Annotated in this window: 19 protein-coding genes; 14 read left to right on the top strand and 5 right to left on the bottom strand. The window is 56.8% G+C overall.

The window, feature by feature from the left end; translation table 11 throughout:
* Positions 1-737: 737 nt before the first annotated feature.
* Complete coding sequence (gene ggt, locus OZ410_RS03605) at positions 738-2,429, bottom strand: gamma-glutamyltransferase (RefSeq protein ID WP_277706548.1); 1,692 nt, start codon at positions 2,427-2,429, stop codon at positions 738-740.
* 143 nt (positions 2,430-2,572) lie between these two features.
* On the bottom strand, positions 2,573-3,604 hold the full coding sequence (gene hemH / locus OZ410_RS03600) for a ferrochelatase (RefSeq protein WP_277706547.1): 1,032 nt from the start codon (positions 3,602-3,604) through the stop codon (positions 2,573-2,575).
* A 173-nt stretch (positions 3,605-3,777) separates the two neighbouring features.
* Here hemH and OZ410_RS03595 point away from each other — a divergent pair, with 173 nt between their 5' ends.
* Positions 3,778-4,860: a mechanosensitive ion channel family protein gene (locus OZ410_RS03595; protein ID WP_277706546.1), complete on the top strand. Its 1,083-nt coding sequence runs from the start codon at positions 3,778-3,780 to the stop codon at positions 4,858-4,860.
* A 36-nt stretch (positions 4,861-4,896) separates the two neighbouring features.
* On the top strand, positions 4,897-5,742 hold the full coding sequence (locus OZ410_RS03590; protein ID WP_277706545.1) for an N-acetylmuramoyl-L-alanine amidase-like domain-containing protein: 846 nt from the start codon (positions 4,897-4,899) through the stop codon (positions 5,740-5,742).
* Between the two features lie 5 nt (positions 5,743-5,747).
* On the opposite strand, the gene OZ410_RS03585 is transcribed toward OZ410_RS03590, so the two are convergent.
* Positions 5,748-6,650 carry a helix-turn-helix transcriptional regulator gene (locus OZ410_RS03585; RefSeq protein WP_277706544.1) on the bottom strand — a complete coding sequence of 301 codons (903 nt, stop codon included), beginning with the start codon at positions 6,648-6,650 and terminating at the stop codon, positions 5,748-5,750.
* A 187-nt stretch (positions 6,651-6,837) separates the two neighbouring features.
* Here OZ410_RS03585 and hemA point away from each other — a divergent pair, with 187 nt between their 5' ends.
* The 11 genes from hemA (at position 6,838) to OZ410_RS03530 (ending at position 17,445) form a co-directional block, all read left to right on the top strand.
* Positions 6,838-8,094, top strand: coding sequence for a glutamyl-tRNA reductase (gene hemA / locus OZ410_RS03580; RefSeq protein WP_277706543.1), 1,257 nt, complete (start codon positions 6,838-6,840; stop codon positions 8,092-8,094).
* Positions 8,091-9,002, top strand: coding sequence for a hydroxymethylbilane synthase (gene hemC / locus OZ410_RS03575; protein WP_277706542.1), 912 nt, complete (start codon positions 8,091-8,093; stop codon positions 9,000-9,002). Before hemA ends, hemC begins: the two co-directional genes overlap by 4 nt.
* Positions 9,002-9,658 carry a uroporphyrinogen-III synthase gene (locus tag OZ410_RS03570; protein ID WP_277706541.1) on the top strand — a complete coding sequence of 219 codons (657 nt, stop codon included), beginning with the start codon at positions 9,002-9,004 and terminating at the stop codon, positions 9,656-9,658. The genes hemC and OZ410_RS03570 overlap by 1 nt, the downstream gene beginning before the upstream one ends.
* Positions 9,655-10,686 carry a uroporphyrinogen decarboxylase gene (gene hemE / locus OZ410_RS03565; protein ID WP_277706540.1) on the top strand — a complete coding sequence of 344 codons (1,032 nt, stop codon included), beginning with the start codon at positions 9,655-9,657 and terminating at the stop codon, positions 10,684-10,686. The genes OZ410_RS03570 and hemE overlap by 4 nt, the downstream gene beginning before the upstream one ends.
* Positions 10,676-11,587, top strand: coding sequence for an oxygen-dependent coproporphyrinogen oxidase (hemF, locus tag OZ410_RS03560; RefSeq protein WP_277706539.1), 912 nt, complete (start codon positions 10,676-10,678; stop codon positions 11,585-11,587). The genes hemE and hemF overlap by 11 nt, the downstream gene beginning before the upstream one ends.
* Before the next feature lie 87 nt (positions 11,588-11,674).
* Entirely contained in the window at positions 11,675-12,472 is a 798-nt protein-coding gene (locus OZ410_RS03555; protein WP_277706538.1) for a PhzF family phenazine biosynthesis protein, read from the top strand.
* A 13-nt stretch (positions 12,473-12,485) separates the two neighbouring features.
* Positions 12,486-13,466: a porphobilinogen synthase gene (gene hemB, locus OZ410_RS03550; RefSeq protein ID WP_420917742.1), complete on the top strand. Its 981-nt coding sequence runs from the start codon at positions 12,486-12,488 to the stop codon at positions 13,464-13,466.
* A gap of 159 nt (positions 13,467-13,625) precedes the next feature.
* Positions 13,626-14,861, top strand: a complete 1,236-nt coding sequence (locus OZ410_RS03545) for a serine hydrolase domain-containing protein (protein ID WP_277706536.1) — start codon at positions 13,626-13,628, stop codon at positions 14,859-14,861.
* Between the two features lie 37 nt (positions 14,862-14,898).
* Positions 14,899-15,999, top strand: a complete 1,101-nt coding sequence (locus tag OZ410_RS03540) for a CNNM domain-containing protein (RefSeq protein ID WP_277706535.1) — start codon at positions 14,899-14,901, stop codon at positions 15,997-15,999.
* A 1-nt stretch (position 16,000) separates the two neighbouring features.
* Positions 16,001-16,474 (top strand): methylated-DNA--[protein]-cysteine S-methyltransferase, encoded by a 474-nt coding sequence (locus tag OZ410_RS03535; protein WP_277706534.1) that lies wholly within the window; start codon positions 16,001-16,003, stop codon positions 16,472-16,474.
* Between the two features lie 251 nt (positions 16,475-16,725).
* Entirely contained in the window at positions 16,726-17,445 is a 720-nt protein-coding gene (locus OZ410_RS03530; RefSeq protein WP_277706533.1) for a 3'-5' exonuclease, read from the top strand.
* Positions 17,446-17,448: 3 nt separating this feature from the next.
* Here OZ410_RS03530 and OZ410_RS03525 read toward each other — a convergent pair whose 3' ends face one another.
* Entirely contained in the window at positions 17,449-18,399 is a 951-nt protein-coding gene (locus OZ410_RS03525) for an endonuclease/exonuclease/phosphatase family protein (RefSeq protein WP_277706532.1), read from the bottom strand.
* 80 nt (positions 18,400-18,479) lie between these two features.
* On the opposite strand from OZ410_RS03525, the gene hflX reads away from it, so the two are divergent.
* Complete coding sequence (gene hflX, locus OZ410_RS03520) at positions 18,480-19,709, top strand: GTPase HflX (protein WP_277706531.1); 1,230 nt, start codon at positions 18,480-18,482, stop codon at positions 19,707-19,709.
* A gap of 240 nt (positions 19,710-19,949) precedes the next feature.
* Here the strand turns inward: hflX and OZ410_RS03515 are convergent, their stop codons facing one another.
* Positions 19,950-20,876: a DUF3078 domain-containing protein gene (locus OZ410_RS03515; protein WP_277706530.1), complete on the bottom strand. Its 927-nt coding sequence runs from the start codon at positions 20,874-20,876 to the stop codon at positions 19,950-19,952.
* Between the last annotated feature and the right edge of the window lie 20 nt (positions 20,877-20,896).

Below are 20,896 nucleotides of genomic sequence, written 5' to 3'. Positions count from 1 at the left end.
TAAGGGGGTATGCTCGGCGGCTGCGCCGCCTCGCGCTATCTCTTCATTTCTTTTGCTCGCCCAAATGCGCAGCATTCATGAACTCCGATAAAAGCAAATGAACTAGAGCGTGAATAAAAGAAACGAAGCAAAGAAAACGGCGCCCTCGCTTAGGCGTTTTTGCAGTTTGCACTGCAAAACCAGGCACCGGAAGCTAAAGACGGTCCAAGGCTTCCCGCCTTCTTAACGCTTCCGATACCTTACGCTGAACCTCGGGGGTTTTCCGCCTGCGGCGGAAGTAAAATTTACGGGCTAGGATTTGGGTAAAGTTTTGCTTTCGTTAGCGCTAGCAATTCTTTGGTTTGGGCCCAATCCCGGCATAAGTTCTGAACCGTAGTAAATCGAGGAAGGGCGTGCTGACAACGAAGTTGAGCCGCTTCAGGGCCGAACGACCAAAATTCATCCAGTGGATGAATTTAAGTGAGGGGACTATGGATACATTCGCCTGAGCACTGAGTAAGTCAGCGGCGGGCAGCACCCCTGACGTAGATTTCAAGGGACAGAAGTTCGCCGGAAAGGCCTTTTCTTTTGGTTCGTTTTCTTTGGGCCAGCAAAGAAAATGAACATAAAGTGGCGACGCGACGCAGCCGCGGAGCATATAATGTCCGGTCAAAAAAGAATGATCCTACCGCGAGGCAGTCGCGGATCAACTTCGAGCCCCAGGTTGGGACTCACCTCAAACCTTTTAGGGGCATCTGTTAATACCCCGCTGCCTGCCCGTCCTTCCGGCTTTCGGAGGCGCCGTGATACACGCCCTGTTCGGCATCCCAAAGGATGGCCTGGTACCCGCCGTAAACGCCCCGGGCAAATTGCACGGTGTGGCCGCGGTCCATCAGGCCGCGTACCGTTTCGTAGGGGATGCCGGATTCAATGCGCACCCGGCCTTCGCCCCCGCGTGCCCCGGTAGGGCTGGAGCCCCCGGTGTGGTCCCAGCGGGGGGCGTCCCCGGCTTCCTGCAGGTTCATGCCAAAATCGATGAGGTTCATCACAATCTGGGAGTGGCCCTGGGGCTGGAAATCCCCGCCCATCACCCCGAAGCTCACCCAGGGCTTCCCGTCCTTGGTAATGAAGGCCGGGATAATGGTGTGGAAGGGACGTTTTCCGGGTTCGTAGGTATTGGCCTGCCCCTCGGTCAGGCTGAAGAGCTCGCCCCGGTCCTGCAGCATAAAGCCCAGCCCGGGGGGCACCATCCCGGAGCCCATGCCGCGGTAGTTGCTCTGGATCAGGGAAATCATATTCCCATACTGGTCCGCCGCAGTCATATAAATGGTTTCCCCGGCAGAAATCTGCCCGGCCTTGTATTCCCCGGCCCGGTCGGTAATCTGCTGGCGGCGGTTGTCCGCATAGATGTCCGAGAGTAGGGTCTCTACCGGCACCTGGGCAAAGTCCATGTCTGCATAGTACTGGGCCCGGTCTTCAAAGGCCAGTTTCTTGGCCTCGGTAAAGAGGTGCAGGTGCTCTGCACTGCCAAAAGGGATGTTGGAAAAGTCGTAGCCCTCCAGGATCTGCAGCATCTGCAGGGCGGCAATCCCCTGCCCGTTGGGCGGCAGCTCCCAAACGTCGTACCCCCGGTAATTCACGGATACCGGGGTTACCCATTCCGCGGTGTGGCTGGCCAAATCTTTCTCGGAGAGGAAGCCGCCCTGGGATTGTACAAAGTCCGCAATGGTGCGGGCAATGCGACCTTTGTAAAAGCCGTCCCGCCCGCCTTTGGCAATGGCCCGGTAGGTGTTGGCCAGAAAGGGGTTTTTATAGATATCGCCTTCCCCGGGCAGTTTCCCGCCATTCTGGTCCATGTACGTCTCCCGGATATTCGGGAAGCCCTGCCGCATATAGAAGGGCACGGAATTCTGCATGTACCACGCAATAAGCTCGGTTAAGGGAAAGCCGTTTTCGGCATAGTCAATGGCCGGGGCAAGCAGGTCGGACATGGGCATGGACCCGAACTTGCCATGGAGTTCAAACCACCCGCTAACCGCCCCGGGTACGCTTACCGGCAGGGGGCCGTGGGATGGGATCTTTTCCAGCCCCTCTTTTTTAAAGTAGTCCAGGGTCAGGGCCTGGGGGGAGCGGCCGCTGGCATTCAGGCCGTAAAGCTGCTGGGTTTTAGCGTCCCAGACAATGGCAAACAGGTCTCCGCCTATTCCGCAGCCGGTGGGCTCCATCAGGCCCAGCGTGGCATTCGCGGCAATGGCCGCGTCTATAGCCGTGCCGCCTTTTTTCAGGATGTCCAGCCCCACCTGGGTGGCCAGGGGGTGGCTGGTAGCCACCATGCCATGTTGGGCCAGGACCTCGGAACGGGTCACGTTTAGCGCCCCGGTAATCCGGTCCTGGGCATGGAGGCTGAAGAGGGTAAACAGGAAAAAGGAAAGCAGTACAAAACGTTTCATAGGGTTGGGTTTTCAGGGGAGCTTAAAAATACGCAAATGCCCGCTTTTGGGCGGGCATTTTTTAAATCGATTGCATCCTTTGGGGGTGCCCCCCCGCCCTAGGGTGCAAGATCGGATGCTATCCTGCAAAACAAAAGCAGCCCCTAGACGGGCAGCGCAGCGGTTTCTTTCCACGTGTTTATCCACTGCCCCATCAGAGCCACCCAGTCTTCCCGGTCGTTCAGGCAGGGGATGTGGATGTAGTCCGTGCCCCCGGCTTCCAGGAAATCTTCCTTTCCTTCCATGGCAATTTCCTCCAGGGTTTCCAGGCAGTCCGAAACAAAGGCCGGGGTAATTACCGCCAGACGGGTTTTGCCTTCCTTGGCAAAGCGCTCCAGCTCGTAATCCGTATACGGCTTCAGCCACGGGTCTCCGGCCAGGCGGCTCTGGAAAGAAGTACTCACCTTGTCCTTAGGCAGGTTCAGCGCCTGGGTAACCAGCTCCGTGGTGTCGTAACACTGGTGGCGGTAACAGGTGTGGTGGGCCACGGAATTGGTCTGGCAGCACTGCCCGTCAATCTTACAGTGAAAGTGCGTGGGGTCGGACTTGCGGATGTGCCGCTCCGGGATGCCGTGGTAAGAAAATAAGATGTGATCGTATTCAAAGCCCTCCAGCCCTTCGGCAATGGAACGGGACAACACTTCAATATAGCGGGGGTCTTTATAGAAAGCCGGGAAGGTAGTTACCCGCATGTTCGGGAAATGGGCCGCCTGTACTTCCAGAGCCTTCACCACCACGGTTTCGTAGGAGCTCATGGCATAGTGGGGGTAGAGGGGCACTAGCAGCACCTCATCCACACCTTTGGCCTCCAGTTCCCGCATCCCTTCTTCAATACTGCCGGAGCCGTAGCGCATCCCCAGGGCCACAGGCATCTCCGTATGGGCCTGTACCTTCTCGCGGAAACGCTCGGAGAGGATAATCAGGGGCGAGCCCTCTTCCCACCAGATTTTGGCATAGGCCTTGGCGGAGCGTTTGGGGCGGGTGTTCAGGATAATGCCCCGCACCAACAGGGTCCGGAGCCATTTGGGGGCGTCGATCACCCGTTCGTCCATCAGGAATTCGTCCAGGTACGGTTTTACGTCCTTGGGGGTGGGGCTGTCCGGCGAGCCCAGGTTAACCAGTAGTACACCTTTCATACAGGCAGGGATTACAGGAAGGTTGTTTGCTGCGCAAAAATAAGCCAAGCCGCGCAATTCCGCCGAAAAGCCAGCCTTCAAATCCCAATACCGGCATAAACAAAACCAATCTCTGACCCCGGTCATTGGCAATGCCCCTGAATTTTTTTAGCTTCCCGAAAAACTCGCCGGCCATGCTTAACGAAATCCTGAAGGACGAATCCCAACGCGCGATCCTGTACCTGAGCCTGGCGCTTTTTGCCTTTTTGATGGCCTACCTGGTCCTGGCCTATCTGCTGCGACGCTATGGTAAAAACCCGGACTACCTCCTGCCCAGGGGCACGGTGCGCCAGGTAGCTATCCCCCTGTTTTTGCTGGTGGTATCCCTTATCCTGCGGATGCAATCCCTGCGCGAGGTTTTGGGGATGGGAGATTTTGGCTGGTACTTTCGCAAGGCCAGCACCCTGTTGTTTATCTTTTCCTTTACCTGGCTGGTGATCCGCGCCCTGAGGGTAGTCAAGAAACTCATCATTGCCAAATACGACATCGGGGAGTCGGACAACCTGAAGGCCCGGAAGGTCTACACCCAATTCACCATCCTGGAACGCATCGTGATCTTTATTGTCATTATCCTGGCCCTGGGCCTGGCCCTGATGAGTTTTGAGAGCATCCGGGAAATCGGGGTGAGCGTCTTTGCCTCCGCCGGGGTGGCCGGGATTATTATCGGGTTGTCTGCCCAGAAAATGATCGGCACCATCCTGGCCGGGATACAAATTGCCATCACCCAGCCCATCCGCCTGGACGATGTGGTAATCGTGGAAGGGGAATGGGGCAATATCGAGGAGATCACCCTCACCTATGTGGTGGTGCGCATCTGGGACAAGCGTCGGTTGGTGCTGCCCACCACTTATTTTATTGAACAGCCCTTCCAGAACTGGACCAAGACTTCCTCGGACCTGATCGGGGTGGTTTTCCTGTACACCGACTATACCCTGCCCATTGAACCCGTGCGCAAGGAGCTGCAGCGCCTGGTTTCGGAGCACGAATTGTGGGACGGACAGGTGGCCAACATCCAGGTAACGGACAGCAAGCCGGGGTTTGTGGAACTGCGGGTGCTGGTGAGTGCCTCGGATGCCACCAAAGCCTGGGACCTCAGGGTATATGTGCGTGAAAAACTGATCGCCTACCTGCAGGAGCACTATCCGGACCACCTGGCACGCACGCGGGTTTTGCTGCAGCCCACAGAAAATTTTAACCCCAGCCCCCCTGCCGGATAGGGGAATGTAATGTACCTTTAATTTAAAATCATTGCTATGCGGTTTTTCCTGCTGTTCTTCCTTTCCGCAACCCTCGGGCTGCAAGCCCAACACCGCAAGGTCCATTTCCATTCCTACGACCAGGCGGTTTTCGACAGCCTGTCCAGGGGCCTGGGGCATTTGGAAGATTCCGCCATGGGCCCGGCCATGGTACAGGTGGGCAAGGCCTTTCTGGGCACTCCCTATGTGGCCAAAACTTTGGAGGAAGGGGAAACGGAGATGCTGGTGGTAAACCTGCGGGGCCTGGATTGCACCACCTATGTGGAAAATGTGCTGGTGCTGAGCCGCCTGGCCCGGGAAGGCGACTGGAAATGGGACCATTACCTGAAAGGTCTGGAAGAGGTGCGTTATCGCAAGGGCAAATTGGATGGCTATGTTTCCCGCCTGCATTATTTCACAGACTGGATTCGCGACAATGAGGAAAAGGGCCTGGTTCGGGACATCACCGAGGAGCTGTACGGGGTAACCGTGTACAAGCCCCTGAATTTTATGGGGGAACACCGGGAGCTTTACCCTTTCCTGGCGGACGATACGAACTACGAGGCCCTGCGGGATGTGGAGGCCGCCCTTTCGGATGCCCCGGTTTGCATCCTGCCCCGGGAGGAAGTAGCCAAGCGGGAGGCCCTGCTGCAGGACGGCGATATCATTGCCCTGGCCACGCGAATAGACGGCCTGGATGTAACGCACACGGGCCTGGCCATTCGTCTGGATAGTGGGCGCATCCACCTGCTGCACGCCTCAACCGTGGGGGAGGTGGTGATCAGCGAAGAGCCCCTGGCAGACTACCTGAAAAAGATCAAAAGCAATATCGGGATCGTGGTGGCCCGGCCCCTGACCCCCTAAAGGCATTACCGCCCGGGTTGGGCCAGGGAAAGCAGGTATTTCTTGGGCGTGGTGTGGTATTTCTTGCGGAAGGCCGCAATAAAATGGCTGGCGGTGCTGTAGCCCACCTTCAACCCCACTTCATTTACATTGTATTTCCCTGTTTCCAGCATCTTGCGGGCCATCTCCATTTTATAGTCGAACAGGAAACTGTAGACGGAATCCCCATAAATCTGTTTAAACCCTTCTTTCAATTTTTTAAGCGGCAACCCGATTTCGGCGGCCAGGTCCTTCAGGCTGGGCGGCTCGGCCATGCGTTCAATCACGATCTCCTTGGCCCGGCGGATGCGCCCCAGGTTGTCTTCGTCCACCAGGAACGGGCATTGTTCCGCCTGGGGGTCGGTATTGCGGTTAAAGTATAAGGATAGCCATTCGTACACCTTGGCCTTATGGTACAACTGTATCACCGAGGGGTGCATATGCTGGTTCCAGAGCTGGCTCAATACCACAGACAGGGAAGGCGAAATGGGGTTTTGCTGGTAGTACTTCTTGTCCTTGTAATCCGGGTTCAGGAAAGGGATGGTATCTGCCTCGGCCGAAAACAGGGCGTGGAAGCTGCGGATGGGAATCAGCAGGGAGAGCATGCGGGTACCCGGGGCCAGCACCACCTCCATGGGCAGGGTGGTCTGTGGGTTATAGAGCAGTAAGGATTGTTCTGCCGGTACTTCCATGGCATAAGCCCCCTGGTTATAGAGAAAACGGGCATTGCCCTTCAGGCAGCAGTGGACCTGTAAAAGCCCTTGTTTTACGGGATATTGGGCCAGCACATCCCGGTCTTCGGCATTGTCCAGCCGCAACAGGGTAAAGTCCGTTTCTACCTCAAGGGCCTGGATTGAACCGCTGGCGATATTTTCGATGGAGGGTTTCACGTGGGAAATGACTATGTTATTTAGATTTGTTCTAAATAAAAAACGTCCCAAGGGGCGTCATACGGGCAAAAGTACGGGATTTCGTGCAATTGGGCCTTATCCCCCCTTTTCAACTCCCTTATCGGTATTAAAAGAACTTCTGGCGTTATTTTTCGTCCGACAATCGCCCTACTTTTGTGCGGTCTTTATGAAAAAGTATCATATTTCCAAGCATAACCGGTTTATCACGGTTGGATTGAATTATGAGAAAGCCGACGTCGAAACCCGGGGTCGGTTTGCCTTGTTGCCGGAGGCCGAAGCGGCGTTGCTTGAACAAGCCCGGCAGGAAGGGATTGACGGGTTGCTGGTTACCAGTACCTGCAACCGAACCGAACTGCACGGCTTTGCTGCAGCCCCCCAGCACCTGATCCGCCTGTTGTGCCAGCACAGCCAGGGCTGCGAAGCCGAGTTCGATGCTGTGGGCTACGTTTACGAAAACCAGGATGCCATTTCCCATTTGTTCCGTGTTGGTTCTGGCCTGGACAGCCAGATCCTGGGGGATTTTGAAATCATCAGCCAGCTGAAAAAGGCTTTTGTCAATGCCCGGGAGAAGGGGATCACCAACCCTTTCCTGGAACGGCTGACCAATGCGGTAATCCAGGCGAGCAAGCGCATCAAAAATGAAACCGGCCTCTCCAGCGGCGCTACTTCCGTGGCCTTTGCCTCTGTGCAATACCTGCTGGCCCGGGTGCCTGAAATTTCCGGAAAGAAGATCCTGTTGTTTGGCACCGGCAAAATTGGCCGCAACACCTGCGAAAACCTGGTCAAGCACACCGGGCACGACCATATCACCCTTATTAACCGCACCCTGGAACGGGCCGAGGCCCTGGGGCAGAAGCTGCACCTGGAGGTAAAGCCCATCGAAATCCTGGAGGCCGAGGTGGACCAGGCTGATGTGATTGTGGTGGCCACCGGCGCGGCCGCCCCCACCCTTACCGCCAGTATGATCCGGCCCGGAAAACCGCGCTGGGTGCTGGATTTATCCGTCCCGGCCAACGTAGCCCCTGAGGTTGGAGCGGTGGAAGGCACCACCGTGGTAGACCTGGACCAGCTGTCCCGCATTACGGACCAGACCCTGCGCCAGCGGGAGCAATTTATCCCGGATGCCGAAAACATTATCCGCGAAGTACATGCGGATTTTAACCAGTGGCTGGAATCCCGGCGGTTTGCCCCGGTGTTGCGCGCCCTGAAGCGCAAGCTGCAGACCATGAAAGACGAGGAGCTGGATTTCCAATCCCGTAAAATGACAGGCTTCGATATGGAGCAGGCCGATGTGGTTACGGATCGCATCATCAACAAAATCACCCGGCAATTTGCCAACCAGCTGAAGGACTCCGAGACCGATACGGACGAGTACATGGAGCTGATCAGCCGGGTATTCCAGTTAGAAACCGACCGGACATGAATCGTTCCCTGCGCATTGGGACGCGCGACAGCGAACTGGCCCTGTGGCAGGCCCGCACCGTACAGGAGGCCATGGCCGCCCATGGGGTGGAAGCTACCCTGGTCCCGGTAAAATCTACGGGAGACCTGATCTTGGATAAGCCCCTCTATGAATTGGGCGTAACCGGGATCTTCACCAAAACCCTGGACATTGCCCTGTTAAACGGCAGCATTGACCTGGCCGTCCATTCCATGAAAGATGTGCCTACCGCCCTGCCCGAAGGCATTGTGCCGGTGGCCGTGTTGGAGCGGGCCAACCCCATGGACATCCTGGTCCATAAGGGGCTGGATTTCCTGAATGCCGAAGGGATTGTGGCCACCGGGAGCCTGCGTCGCAAAGCCCAGTGGCTCCGGCGTTACCCCTTGCACGAGGTGGTAGACCTGAGGGGGAATGTAAATACCCGATTACAGAAATTGGAAGACAACCGCTGGGACGGCGCCGTGTTTGCCGCCGCCGGCCTGGAGCGTATTGGCCTGTTGCCGCAGACCTACACCACCCTGGAATGGATGGTGCCGGCCCCGGCCCAGGGGGCCATGCTGGTGGTGGCCCGGGCAGACGATGCCGAAGCCGCCGCTGCCGCCCAATCCCTTCACCATGCCCCAACGGACGCCTGCGTACGAGCGGAACGGGCTTTCCTGCGGGAACTGGAGGGCGGTTGTACCGCGCCTATTGGGGCTTTGGCCCAGCTAAAAGCCAGGCAACTGGATTTTACAGGGGCCCTGTTTTCCCTGGATGGCACCCGGGAAGTGCGGGTAGCCCAGAGTGGCCCTGCCGGAGATCCCGAAACTTTCGGGATAGCCTGCGCCCGGGAAATCCTGGAAAATGGCGGGGCCGAACTGATGCAGGAAATCCGAAAAACCCTTTCCTGATGGTTCGGGTGCTCTCCACGCGCATACTGACCCCGGAACAACGGCTGCTTTTGCCGGATTCCGTTGAATTAGTGGCATACGATGCCCTGGAGGTCACTTGCTTCCCCGTAGCACAGGATTGGTCCGCGGAAGACCTACTGGTCTTCACCAGCCGCAATGCAGTTCGTGCCTGTTTTGCCCAAAAGGCCACCCAGGTTAATTCTTGTTATTGCGTGGGTTCCAAAACAGCGGAAGCCCTTCGCGAAGCCGGGCAGGAGGTGTTGGGGGTATATGAGAATGCCGGGGCCCTGGCCCAGGCTTTAATTCAAGAAAATACCAAACAGAATATTATCTTTTTCTGCGGCAACCGCCGCCTGGATACCTTGCCGGAGGCCCTGGCCCAGGCCGGTATCCCGATGGAAGCCCGGGAGGTGTATGCCACCACCCTGGTCCAGAAGAAATTCGGGCAGAATTTCGACGCCCTCCTGTTTTTCAGTCCCAGCGGGATAGCCGCGTTTACCTCCGCGAACCCTATTGGCAAGGCTTTGGCCGTTTGTATCGGGCCCACTACCGCTGCAGCGGCAAAAAAATATACTAACCGGTATTGCAATGCGCTTCACCCCAGTGTGGAGGCTGTGCTGCAAACCTTGATTTCTGAAATGGAACTTCAGCCATGAATACACCCAAGAACGATTTATTCCTTCGGGCCCTGAGGGGCGAAACCGTTTCCAGGCCGCCGGTCTGGATGATGCGGCAGGCGGGGCGCTACCTGCCCGAGTTTATCGCCCTGCGCGAGCAATACGATTTCTTTACCCGCTGCCAGACCCCCGAACTGGCGTCCGAGATTACGGTGCAACCCATCCGTCGGTATGGGATGGACGCTGCCATTTTGTTCAGCGACATTTTGGTGGTGCCCCAGGCCATGGATATTGAGGTGGAAATGAAGCCGGGGGTGGGCCCCTGGCTCCCCAACCCGGTACGCACGGCGGCCGATGTGGCCCGGGTGGGCGTTCCGGATGTGGAGGACCGCCTGGGGTATGTGATGGAGGCCATCCGCATGACCCTGGACAAGCTGGACGGGGCCGTACCCCTGATCGGGTTTGCGGGCGCTCCCTGGACCATTTTCTGTTATACCGTGCAGGGGCAGGGGAGTAAGAATTTTGACCAGGCCAAGGCCTTGTGCTTTACAGACCCGGAAGCGGCCCATGCGTTGCTGCAAAAGATCACGGACACCACCATTGCCTACCTGAAAGCCAAAGTGGCAGCCGGGGTACACGCCGTACAACTCTTCGATTCCTGGGGTGGGATGCTCTCCCCCGGAGATTACCGGGAATTCTCCTGGCAGTACCTCCAGCAGATTGTGGATGCCCTGAAGGATCTGGCGCCTGTAATTGCCTTTGCCAAGGGGTGCTGGTTTGCCCTGGAGGAAATGGCCGGAAGCGGGGCAGCTGCCCTGGGCGTGGATTGGACCGTTTCCCCCCAGGAAGCCCGCAGGCTAAGCGGGGGCAAGATCACCCTGCAGGGGAACTTTGACCCGTCCCGTTTGCTGTCTCCCCCCCAAACCATCCGCGCCATGGTGCACGAGATGATCCGCGGCTTTGGCAAGGACCGCTATATTGCCAACCTGGGCCATGGTATCCTGCCCAATATCCCATTGGAGCACGCTGGGGCCTTTATTAAAGCCGTACAGGAATATGAAGGATAAGTTCTACGCCTATATCTGCGATTTGCAGGACCGGATTACCGGCGCCCTGGAAACCCTGGACGGGCAGGCCCGGTTCCGGGAAGACCTCTGGGAACGCCCCGGGGGCGGCGGGGGGCGCACCCGTGTGATCGAGGAAGGGGCCGTATTTGAAAAAGGGGGTGTCAACATTTCGGCTGTACACGGTACCCTGCCGGAAAGCATGCAGGCCTATTTTAAGGTGGGCCCTTCGGAATTTTACGCTTGTGGGTTAAGCCTAGTGCTGCACCCGAAGAACCCGATGGTTCCTACCGTACACGCCAACTGGCGGTATTTTGAATTGTACGGCCCGGATGGGCAGGTGGCGGACCAGTGGTTTGGCGGGGGGCAGGACCTGACCCCCTATTACCTGTTCGAAGAAGACGCCCGGCATTTCCACCAGGTGTGCAAGGGGGCCTGCGATGCCCACGACCCTGAATTCTACCCCCGCTACAAGCAGAAATGCGACCAGTACTTCTGGAACCACCACCGGGGTGAGGCCCGCGGGGTGGGCGGGTTGTTTTTTGATTACCTGCGCCCGGAGCCTGGCAGGGATGCCGAAGCCTGGTACGCCTTTGTAACCGGGGTGGGGGATTCCTTCCTGGATGCCTATCTGCCCATTGCGGCACGGCGCAAGGACCTGCCTTATGGCCCTGCCGAACGGGAATGGCAGGAGGTACGCCGGGGCCGGTATGTGGAATTCAACCTGGTGCACGACAAGGGTACCTTATTTGGGTTACGCACCAACGGCCGCATTGAAAGCATCCTGATGAGTCTGCCGCCCGTGGTGCGCTGGCAATACGACCACCACCCTGCGGAAGGCACGCGGGAGGCTGCCCTTGTGGAAGTATTGATGCATCCCAGGGACTGGATATCAGAGGGTTAACTCACAGATAAACCAATAGGTATATGGAATGTTTCCGCCCAACGGATGGCAGGAATAAATTGTACCTTTAAACCTAAACCTCACCGGATGAAAACCTTGGAGTTGTACCAGGTAGACGCTTTTGCCCCGGAACCTTTTACCGGCAACCCGGCCGCGGTGTGCATTTTGGATACCTGGCTACCGGATAGCCTGATGCAGGCCATTGCCGCCGAAAACAACCTCGCGGAAACGGCCTTTGCGGTGCCACAAGCGGATGGATACGCCATACGCTGGTTTACCCCAGCCGTGGAAGTGGCCCTTTGTGGACATGCTACTTTAGCCACTGCCCATGTTTTGTTTCAGACCCGTGAAACCGCAACCAGCGAAATAACCTTTCACAGCCGGGAACGCGGACCTTTGACCGTATCCCGGGATGCAGAGTGGCTGGTGCTGGATTTTCCTGCGGACGTACCGGCAGAAGCTGCCCTGCCGGAAGGCCTGGCCGCGGCCATGGGGGCCGAACCCCAAGCCTGCCTTAAGGGACTCACAGATTATATGCTGGTGTATCACAACCAGGCCGCCATCGATGCCCTTGACCCGAACTTTTTTGCCCTGAAATCTTTTCAGGTGCGCGGGATTATCGCCACTGCCCCCGGGGAAGCGGTGGATTTTGTGTCCCGCTTTTTTGCCCCCGCCGCAGGGATAGACGAGGACCCCGTAACCGGATCGGCACACACCATGCTGATTCCCTACTGGGCAGACCGCCTGGGCAAGACCACCCTGTCCGCCCAGCAGCGCTCCCCCCGCGGTGGCATGTTGCGGTATGCCTATAACAGCCCCCGCGTACACATTGGCGGGCAGGCCATCACTTATTTGAAAGGAGAAATCTACCTGCCCAACCTATAAACCTATGGACTTGATGCGAAGAAACCGACGCTTGCGAACCACCCCGGCCATCCGTGCCATGGTGCGCGAAACCCACCTGCACCCCGGGGATTTTATCGTTCCCCTCTTTGTAGCGGAAGGCCGCGGCCTGCGGGAGGAGATCCCTTCCATGCCCGGGTATTACCGCCTGAGCCTGGACACCCTGGCTCAGGAAGCCCGGGAACTCTGGGCCATGGGCCTGAAATCCGTCCTCCTGTTTGTAAAAGTACCGGATACCCTGAAGGACAATGCCGGAACCGAAGCCCTGAATCCGGAAGGTTTGATGCAGCGGGCTGTCAAAACGGTAAAGGATGCCTGCCCGGACCTATGGGTGATGACGGACGTGGCCCTTGACCCCTATTCCTCTTTTGGCCATGATGGGATTGTATCCGAAGGCAGGATTGCCAATGATCCCACGGTGGAGGTCCTGGCCCGAATGTCGGCCTCCCACGCCGAGGCAGGAGCCGATATGGTGGCCCCCAGCGACATGATGGATGGCCGTATTGGCGCCATCCGCCGGCATCTGGATGCCGAAGGCTTTCAGGATACCGGGATCATGAGCTACAGCGCCAAATATGCGAGTGCCTTTTATGGCCCCTTTCGCGATGCCCTGGATTCCGCCCCCGTGAAAGGCGTTGAAGCCCCCCGGGACAAAAAGACCTACCAGATGGATCCGGCCAACCGCACCGAAGCCCTTCGGGAAACCCGGATGGATGTAGCGGAAGGTGCAGACATCGTGATGGTAAAACCCGGGTTGTGCTATTTGGACATTGTACGGGAAGTGCGCAATGCGGTAGATGTACCGGTGGCCGTATATCAGGTTTCCGGGGAGTATGCGATGCTAAAGGCGGCTGCCGAAAAAGGATGGCTGGACCACGATGCGGTGATGCTGGAACAGCTAACCGCCATTAAACGGGCAGGGGCAGACCTCATGGCCAGTTATTTTGCGAAGGATGCCGTTCGCCTGCTGGGATAACGCCTGAGGGCTATGAAAGATATTCGTTCTAATATTTTTGTTTTAAATGCCTTACAGGGATTAGCTGTATATTTTGCTTTAAGCATACTATTCAGTATTAATAAGGCTTGGTCACAGGCCGAGGCGCCTCAAATACCGCTGGCTGATACTGGTTTGGAGATGCCCTCGGTCAGCCTGGATGCACTGGGGGTGGATTCTCTTGAATTATACCGAAAGGTTGATTCTCTGATGGCTGCCGGGATTGGGGAGGAGGCCTTTCCGGGCGGGCAGGTACTGGTGGCATATCAGGGGCAGGTCCTTTTTCACCAGGCCTATGGCTTCCATACCTACGATAGCCTGGTTCCGGTGGCCCCAACCGACTTGTACGACCTGGCATCGGTTACCAAAATCACGGCGGCCCTTCCGGCCCTGTTAAAGCTGGTGGGTGAAGGTAAATTAGACCTGGATGCCCCTTTCAGCCAGTACTGGACCCCCTGGAAGTGGCACCGGGATAAAAGGGATCTGACCCTGCGGGAAATCCTGGCACATCAGGCAGGCCTGGTGCCCTATATCGTTTTCCTCAGTGAAGTGCGCACAGCCCAGGGCCTTAAAAACCGGTTTGTGCGGGATACACCTTCCCGCCGGTTCCGCTTGCAGGCCTATGAGGGGTTGTATGTACGTAATCGCTTTATACGAAAAATGTACCGGCAGGTAAACCGATCCCGGGTTTCTGCGGATAAGACCTATCGCTATTCCGGCCTGGCCTTTCTCGTTTTTCCCCAGGTGGTGGAAGACCTGAGCGGGATGCCTTTTGACCAGTACCTCCGCCAGGAGGTGTATGGGCCTTTGGGGTTGCAGGACCTGGTCTTTCTCCCGGCCCTGAACCGCCCCGGTGCGCGCACCGTGCCCACGGAGGTAGATACCCTCTATCGGCATACCCTGACCCGCGGGTGGGTGCACGATGAGAATGCATCCCTTAGGGGAGGGATTTCCGGAAATGCAGGCCTGTTCGGCTCTGCCAGGGACCTGGCGGTGCTGCTGCAGTGTTATGCCCAATATGGGAATTTTGGGGGGCGGCAGGTGCTGGATTCTGCCGTGGTCCGCGAAAGCATCCGGGTGCAATTCCCGGAAAACGAGAACCGCCGCGGCCTGGGTTTTGACAAGCCGCTCTTCGGCAATGACACCCTGGGCCTGGATGCGGCCTACCCAGCCCCCCTGGCCAGCCCCGAAAGCTTCGGACATAGTGGTTTTACGGGCACTTTCGTGTGGGTGGACCCAAAGTACCAATTGGTATATATATTTCTGTCCAACCGGGTTTACCCCAGCCGGGAACACCGGCAGCTCTACGAAATGAACCTGCGCACCCGGGTGCAGCAGGTTTTTTATGAAGCCCTCCGCCAGGCCGGGTGGCCATAGGGAAATTATTGTAACTTAGACTTCACATTCGCTATATATGGGCTTATTGCTTTTTTACGCCTTTATTTCGATTTTCTTTTCCTTTCTCTGTTCAATCCTGGAGGCGGTATTGCTATCCGTGACCCCGACTTTTATCAACATCCGCAAAAAAGAAGGCCGGCACTACGCCGCTTCCCTGGAGCAATTGAAAAAGGATGTGGACAAACCCCTGATCGCCATCCTGACCCTGAACACCATTGCCCACACCGTAGGGGCCATCCTGGTGGGGGTACAGGCCAAGGTGGCCTATGCGGAGCGGTTCGGGGATGAGGTACACCAGGTACTCGGCGTCACTTTTACCGAAGACCTGATGGTTGGGGTGGTATCCGCCCTGATGACCATCCTGATCCTGGTGGCCTCGGAAATCATCCCCAAAACCCTGGGGGCCACCTACTGGCGCAAGCTGGCGCCCATTTCGGCCCGCCTGCTGAACGGTATGGTCTGGTTCCTGCGGGTTACCGGCCTGTTGTGGCTGCTGCAGTTGTTTACCCGACTTATCGGAAAAGGACACGCCCACAGCGTGCTCAGCCGGGAGGACTTTACGGCCATGGCCGATGTGGCCCACGAGGAAGGGGTTTTTGAGGAGTCCGAAAGCAAGGTGATTAAGAACCTCCTGAAATTTGACGAGATCCAGGTGAAGGATATCATGACGCCACGAGCGGTCATGAAAATTGCCCCGGAAAACCAGACCATAGCCGACTTTTTCCGGGAGAATCCCCGCCTGCGTTTCTCCCGTATCCCCGTGTATCAGGAGCAGGAAGACATGATTACCGGCTTTGTCCTCAAAGACAATGTACTGGAGGAAATGATCAACGAAAACGGAGACCAGCCCCTTTCGGAAATCCGGAGGGACCTGCAGGTAACCCGCCGCAATACCCCCATCCCGCAACTTTTCGACACCCTGATCCGCAAGCGGGAGCACATTGCCCTGGTAGTGGACGAATACGGTTCGGTGAGCGGCCTGGTGACCATGGAGGACGTGATCGAAACCCTTTTGGGCATGGAAATCATGGACGAAAGTGACAACGTGGAAGACCTGCAGGCCCTGGCCCGCAAACGCTGGGAAGACCGGGCCAAACGCAGCGGGATAATCGAATAGTATGGAAGAGGCACGGATACAGACCCCCCTGGGGATTGCGGTGATCCGTGGGAACCAGGACGGGGTTAGCGCTATTTCGGTGGAAGACGGCACCCTAAAGCAGGAGCGCATCCCTGAAACCCTTCAAGTACCCTGCGCCCAATTGAAGGCCTATTTTGAAGGGGAGCTTACCCAGTTTGATTTCCCCATGCAACCCGAAGGCACGCCCTTCCAGAAAAGGGTCTGGCAGGCCCTGGAGGCCATACCCTACGGACAAACGGTTTCCTATCAGGAACTCACCCTGCGCCTGGGCGATCCCAAGGCCATCCGCGCCGTGGCGGCCGCCAATGGCAAGAATCCCCTTTGGATTGTGGTGCCCTGCCACCGCGTGATCGGTTCCGACGGCTCTATGACGGGATACGCCGGGGGCATTCACCGGAAGAAATGGCTTTTAAACCACGAGAGCCCAACGCCCCAACACTCGTTATTCGGTTAGAAAACCGACCCACTGGTCGGATAACTGACTTTTTATCGGCTCAATGGCCCGGATTCCTGCATTTTACAGGGGATTTCTGCGGCCTGTCCGGCGTTAATCCAGAAACCCTCTTGGAGAAGCCACCGCCAAACCGACCCGGCAGTCGGAAAACGGTATTTGGGCGGGATTTGGCCAGATTGGGGATATTTCCCGCGCAGGCCCTGATGGGAAAGTGCACTTTCTTTGTATTTTTTTAGTCCGAAAACAGTTCCATGCTGCAAAAAATCCCTCTGGAAAACATCCTCTTCCTGGATATTGAAACCGTACCTGAGCAGGCCGATTATGAAGACCTGACACAGGAGGCCCGGGAGCTGTGGGAACATAAAACGCGTTACCAGCGCAAGGAGGAATTTACCCCGGCCGAATTCTATGAGCGCGCGGGCATCTGGGCCGAGTTCGGGAAGGTGGTATGCATCTCTGCGGGTTTCTTTCAGGAGTCCGGGGGCCCACGCACCTTTCGGGTGAAGAGTTTTACGGGTTCGGAGCCGGAGTTGCTCCGGGAATTTTCCTCCCTGCTGGAGGGGTATTTCCGGGGGCCGCGCAAATTGCTTTGCGCCCATAATGGGAAGGAATTCGATTTTCCCTACCTGGCCCGGCGCATGATCATCCACGGCCTGCCCCTGCCGGCCAAACTGAACCTCTTTGGCAAAAAGCCCTGGGAAGTGCCCCACCTGGATACCATGGAGCTCTGGAAATTCGGCGATTTCAAACACTATACCTCCCTTCGGTTACTGGCCCATATCCTGGGCATCCCCTCGCCCAAGCAAGACCTGGACGGCAGTCAAATACGATCGGTATATTATGAAGAGCAGGATGTGGAACGCATCCGGAAATACTGCGAATTGGATGTGATCACCACAGCGCAGGTTTTCCTCAGGCTGCGTGGAGAAGATCTTTTGCCCGAAGGGAATATTACTCGTATAGATGATTAAGAGTTAGGGTTCCAGGGTAAGCTGCACATACACCGGAAAATGGTCCGAATACCCGCCCAGGTACTTGCGCCCGGCATAGGTGCGGAAGGGCTTGCCCTTGAATGGCTCGTTCCATTCCTGCAGGAATTCGGGGTTAAAAATATCGGCCCGGCCCAGGCGGTGGGTGCCGGGTTGGTAATTTAAATAGGAGTGGGAGAGCAGGATCTGGTCAAAAAGCATCCACTGGTCTTTGTATTTGGCAGAACCCCGCTCCGGATGGAAGAGGGTGCGCATGGGGTTGTGCAGCCCCGAGGCTTCTTCCAAAAAACGCAGGGATTCCGAATGCGGGTCGTCGTTAAAGTCGCCCATCACAATACAATTGGTTTCCGGGTTTTCGGCCTGCAGGGGTTCAATGGTTTCCCGCAGGGTTTGGGCGGCGGTCATCCGCTTGTGTGCGGTTTCTGCATCTCCGTCCCGGCGGGAGGGCCAGTGGTTTACAAAGATATGAACCGGTTCCCCGTTCAGTTTCCCGCTCACGTGCAGGATGTCGCGGGTATAATCCCGGCGGCCATCCGTTTCATACAGCATCAGGGGGATGGTCTGTTGGGCATCCGGCTCAAACAACTCCCGGTGGTAGCACAGGGCCGTATCAATGCCGCGTTCGTCCGGGGAATCGTAATGGATATATTCCAGGCCACTGCCCTCCAGGGCATCGGTTTGCAACAGGTCGTCCAGCACGGTATGGTTTTCCAGCTCGGCCACCCCCAGGATGGCCGGGGCTTCCAGGGGGCCTACCTGCCCCAGGTTGGCAATGGTGCGCCCCAGTTTATGGAGTTTGTTTTCATACCGCTCCGGGGTCCATCGCTTAAAGCCCCCGGGCGTAAAGTCGTCGTCCAGCACCCCCGGTTGGTCCCGGGTGTCGAACAGGTTTTCCAGGTTGTAGAACCCCACAATGCACTGCGAATGTCTGGCCATGGTGAAATCGGGTAAGGATTCTAAAGATACAATAAAGACTTCGCTGCGATTGCGTAGTTTTGCAGGGTCGCATACGCATTATGCTCGAGAAGAAGGAAATCGCATACGAAAAGTCGGTACTCATCGGGGTAATTACCCGGGAGCAACCGGAGGAAAAGGTTAACGAATACCTGGACGAACTGGAGTTCCTCACCTATACGGCCGGGGGGGAAGTGGTAAAGCGTTTTGTGCAGCGTATAGACGTGCCCAACCCTAAAACCTTTATCGGCAGTGGGAAGCTGGCCGAGGTACAGGAGTACGTCAAGGCCCAGGAAGTGGGGTCGGTTATTTTTGACGACGAGCTCACCCCGGTGCAGCAACGTAATATCGAAAAGGAATTGCGGTGCAAGATCCTGGACCGCACCGGCCTGATCCTGGATATTTTTGCCCAGCGGGCCGCCACCAGCTATGCGCGCACCCAGGTGGAACTGGCCCAGTACGAATACCTCTTGCCCCGCCTGACCGGCCTCTGGACCCACCTGGAACGCCAACGCGGGGGGATCGGGATGCGCGGCCCCGGGGAGACGGAAATTGAAACCGACCGCCGGATTGTGCGGGACCGCATTGCCCTGCTTAAAAAGAAACTCACCAAGATCGACAAGCAGATGGAGACCCAGCGGGGGAACCGCGGCTCCCTGGTACGCGTGGCCCTGGTGGGATATACCAACGTGGGGAAATCCACCCTCATGAATGTGATCAGCAAAAGCGAGGTCTTCGCGGAAAACAAGCTTTTTGCCACCCTGGACACCACGGTGCGCAAGGTGGTGTTGGGCAACCTGCCTTTTCTGCTCAGCGATACGGTGGGGTTTATCCGCAAGCTGCCCACCCAGTTGGTGGAAAGTTTTAAAAGTACCCTGGACGAGGTGCGGGAGGCGGACCTGTTGCTGCACGTGGTGGACATTTCCCACCCCAGCTTTGAAGACCATATCGATTCGGTGAACCAGATCCTTTCGGAAATCGGGTGTACGGACAAGGATACCCTGATGGTGTTCAACAAAATTGACCTGTACGAAGCGGAGCCCCTGGACGAGGACGACCTGGTAACCGAGCGTACCTCGCGCCACTATTCCATAGAGGAATGGAAGACCACCTGGATGCAACGTGTCTCCGGGGACGCTATTTTCATTTCGGCCCTGGAAAAGGAGAATATGGACGAGTTCCGCAAGCGGGTTTACCGGGCGGTACGTGACATCCACGTGACCCGTTTTCCCTACAATAATTTCCTCTATCCGGAAAACCTGGACGACTACAGCCAGGAAGGGGGGGAGTAGCGGGCGAATCTCGTCGATGAAAACGCCCGGCTTGTCGGACTTCCCACTCGATCAGGCAATTTACCTTGAAAATATGCGGTTTAATACGGATATCCTGCTATCTTTATGCAGTGTTTAAGTGATAGTGTTTATTCCGGATCGTACCACAAGACATGTTACGTAATCAGATGGTATGAACCTACCCCAACAGAAAAGCCCTGGCGAAAAACCAGGGCTTTTTTTATGGTGCGGGCCTGAGGCTCAGAACTTGTAGCTCATCCCCAGCGTCCAGTAAGACTGCAGTTCGTTGTCGGTGTTGTCGAAGGTGGCACCGGCATTGCCCAGGGTATTGATGGCGTAGTTCAGGGCTTCCTGCCTGTTGCCGCGCAGGCCAAAATCGAAGCCTACCCCGATTTTCTTCCAGAGGGTATAGCTGAAGGAATTAATCCAGGTCCAGTTGCTCAGGTTGCTGCTCTTGTAGCTCATAAAGGCAGAGAGGTTGGACTTAAAGGCAATGGCACCCAGCTGCCGGGTGTAGTCGGCAACCACTTTGGCCCCCATGGAAGACTCGAAGATGTCGTCGGCATCCGAAAAGACAAAGTTGTAGTTGAGCGGGTGGATCACCACCACCAGGTTTTGTACAGGCGTCCAGGTGGCCCCGACCCCGATATCCAAATACCCGGGATTGTTGAAGTTGTTCAACAGGGTGGTCCGGTATTCCCCTAAGGTGGAGATGGCAAAGGTCTCGCTCAGTTTTCGGCCGTAAAGGGAGGTGATGTTAAAGACATCCACCGCTTCCCGGAAGCCGGACTCGTCATTGGGGTCGTCCTTGTCGTCCAGCTTCACCCAGCTCAGGTTCAGGTTCCCGGAATTCCTCCAAAAAAACTTTTCCTCCTGCAGGTTGGCAAAGGCATTTACGGTAAACCCGATGTTCCCGGAGGCGTTGTTCGGGATGCCCTGGGCGTACCAGTTGCTGAAGTTGGAAATGCTCCCGCCAATGACCCCGAAGGCTCCTATTTTCCACCCCGGCAGGGCGTCAATCTGTGCCTGGATGGCGTTGGCGCGGCCCTGAATGGCCGCAATGGAATCTTTCTTTTCACCTAAAGTGGCTTTGAGTTCCGCTTCGGTTTGCGCATGGGCAAACGCAGTGATCAGCAGCCCGCTAAGGGCCAAAACGATTTTTTTCATAATGGGATAGTGTTTAGTTT

The sequence above is a fragment of the Robiginitalea aestuariiviva genome (assembly GCF_029537735.1).
GTDB classification, from domain to species: domain Bacteria; phylum Bacteroidota; class Bacteroidia; order Flavobacteriales; family Flavobacteriaceae; genus Robiginitalea; species Robiginitalea aestuariiviva.
This window is presented reverse-complemented; position numbering and strand designations above follow the sequence as displayed.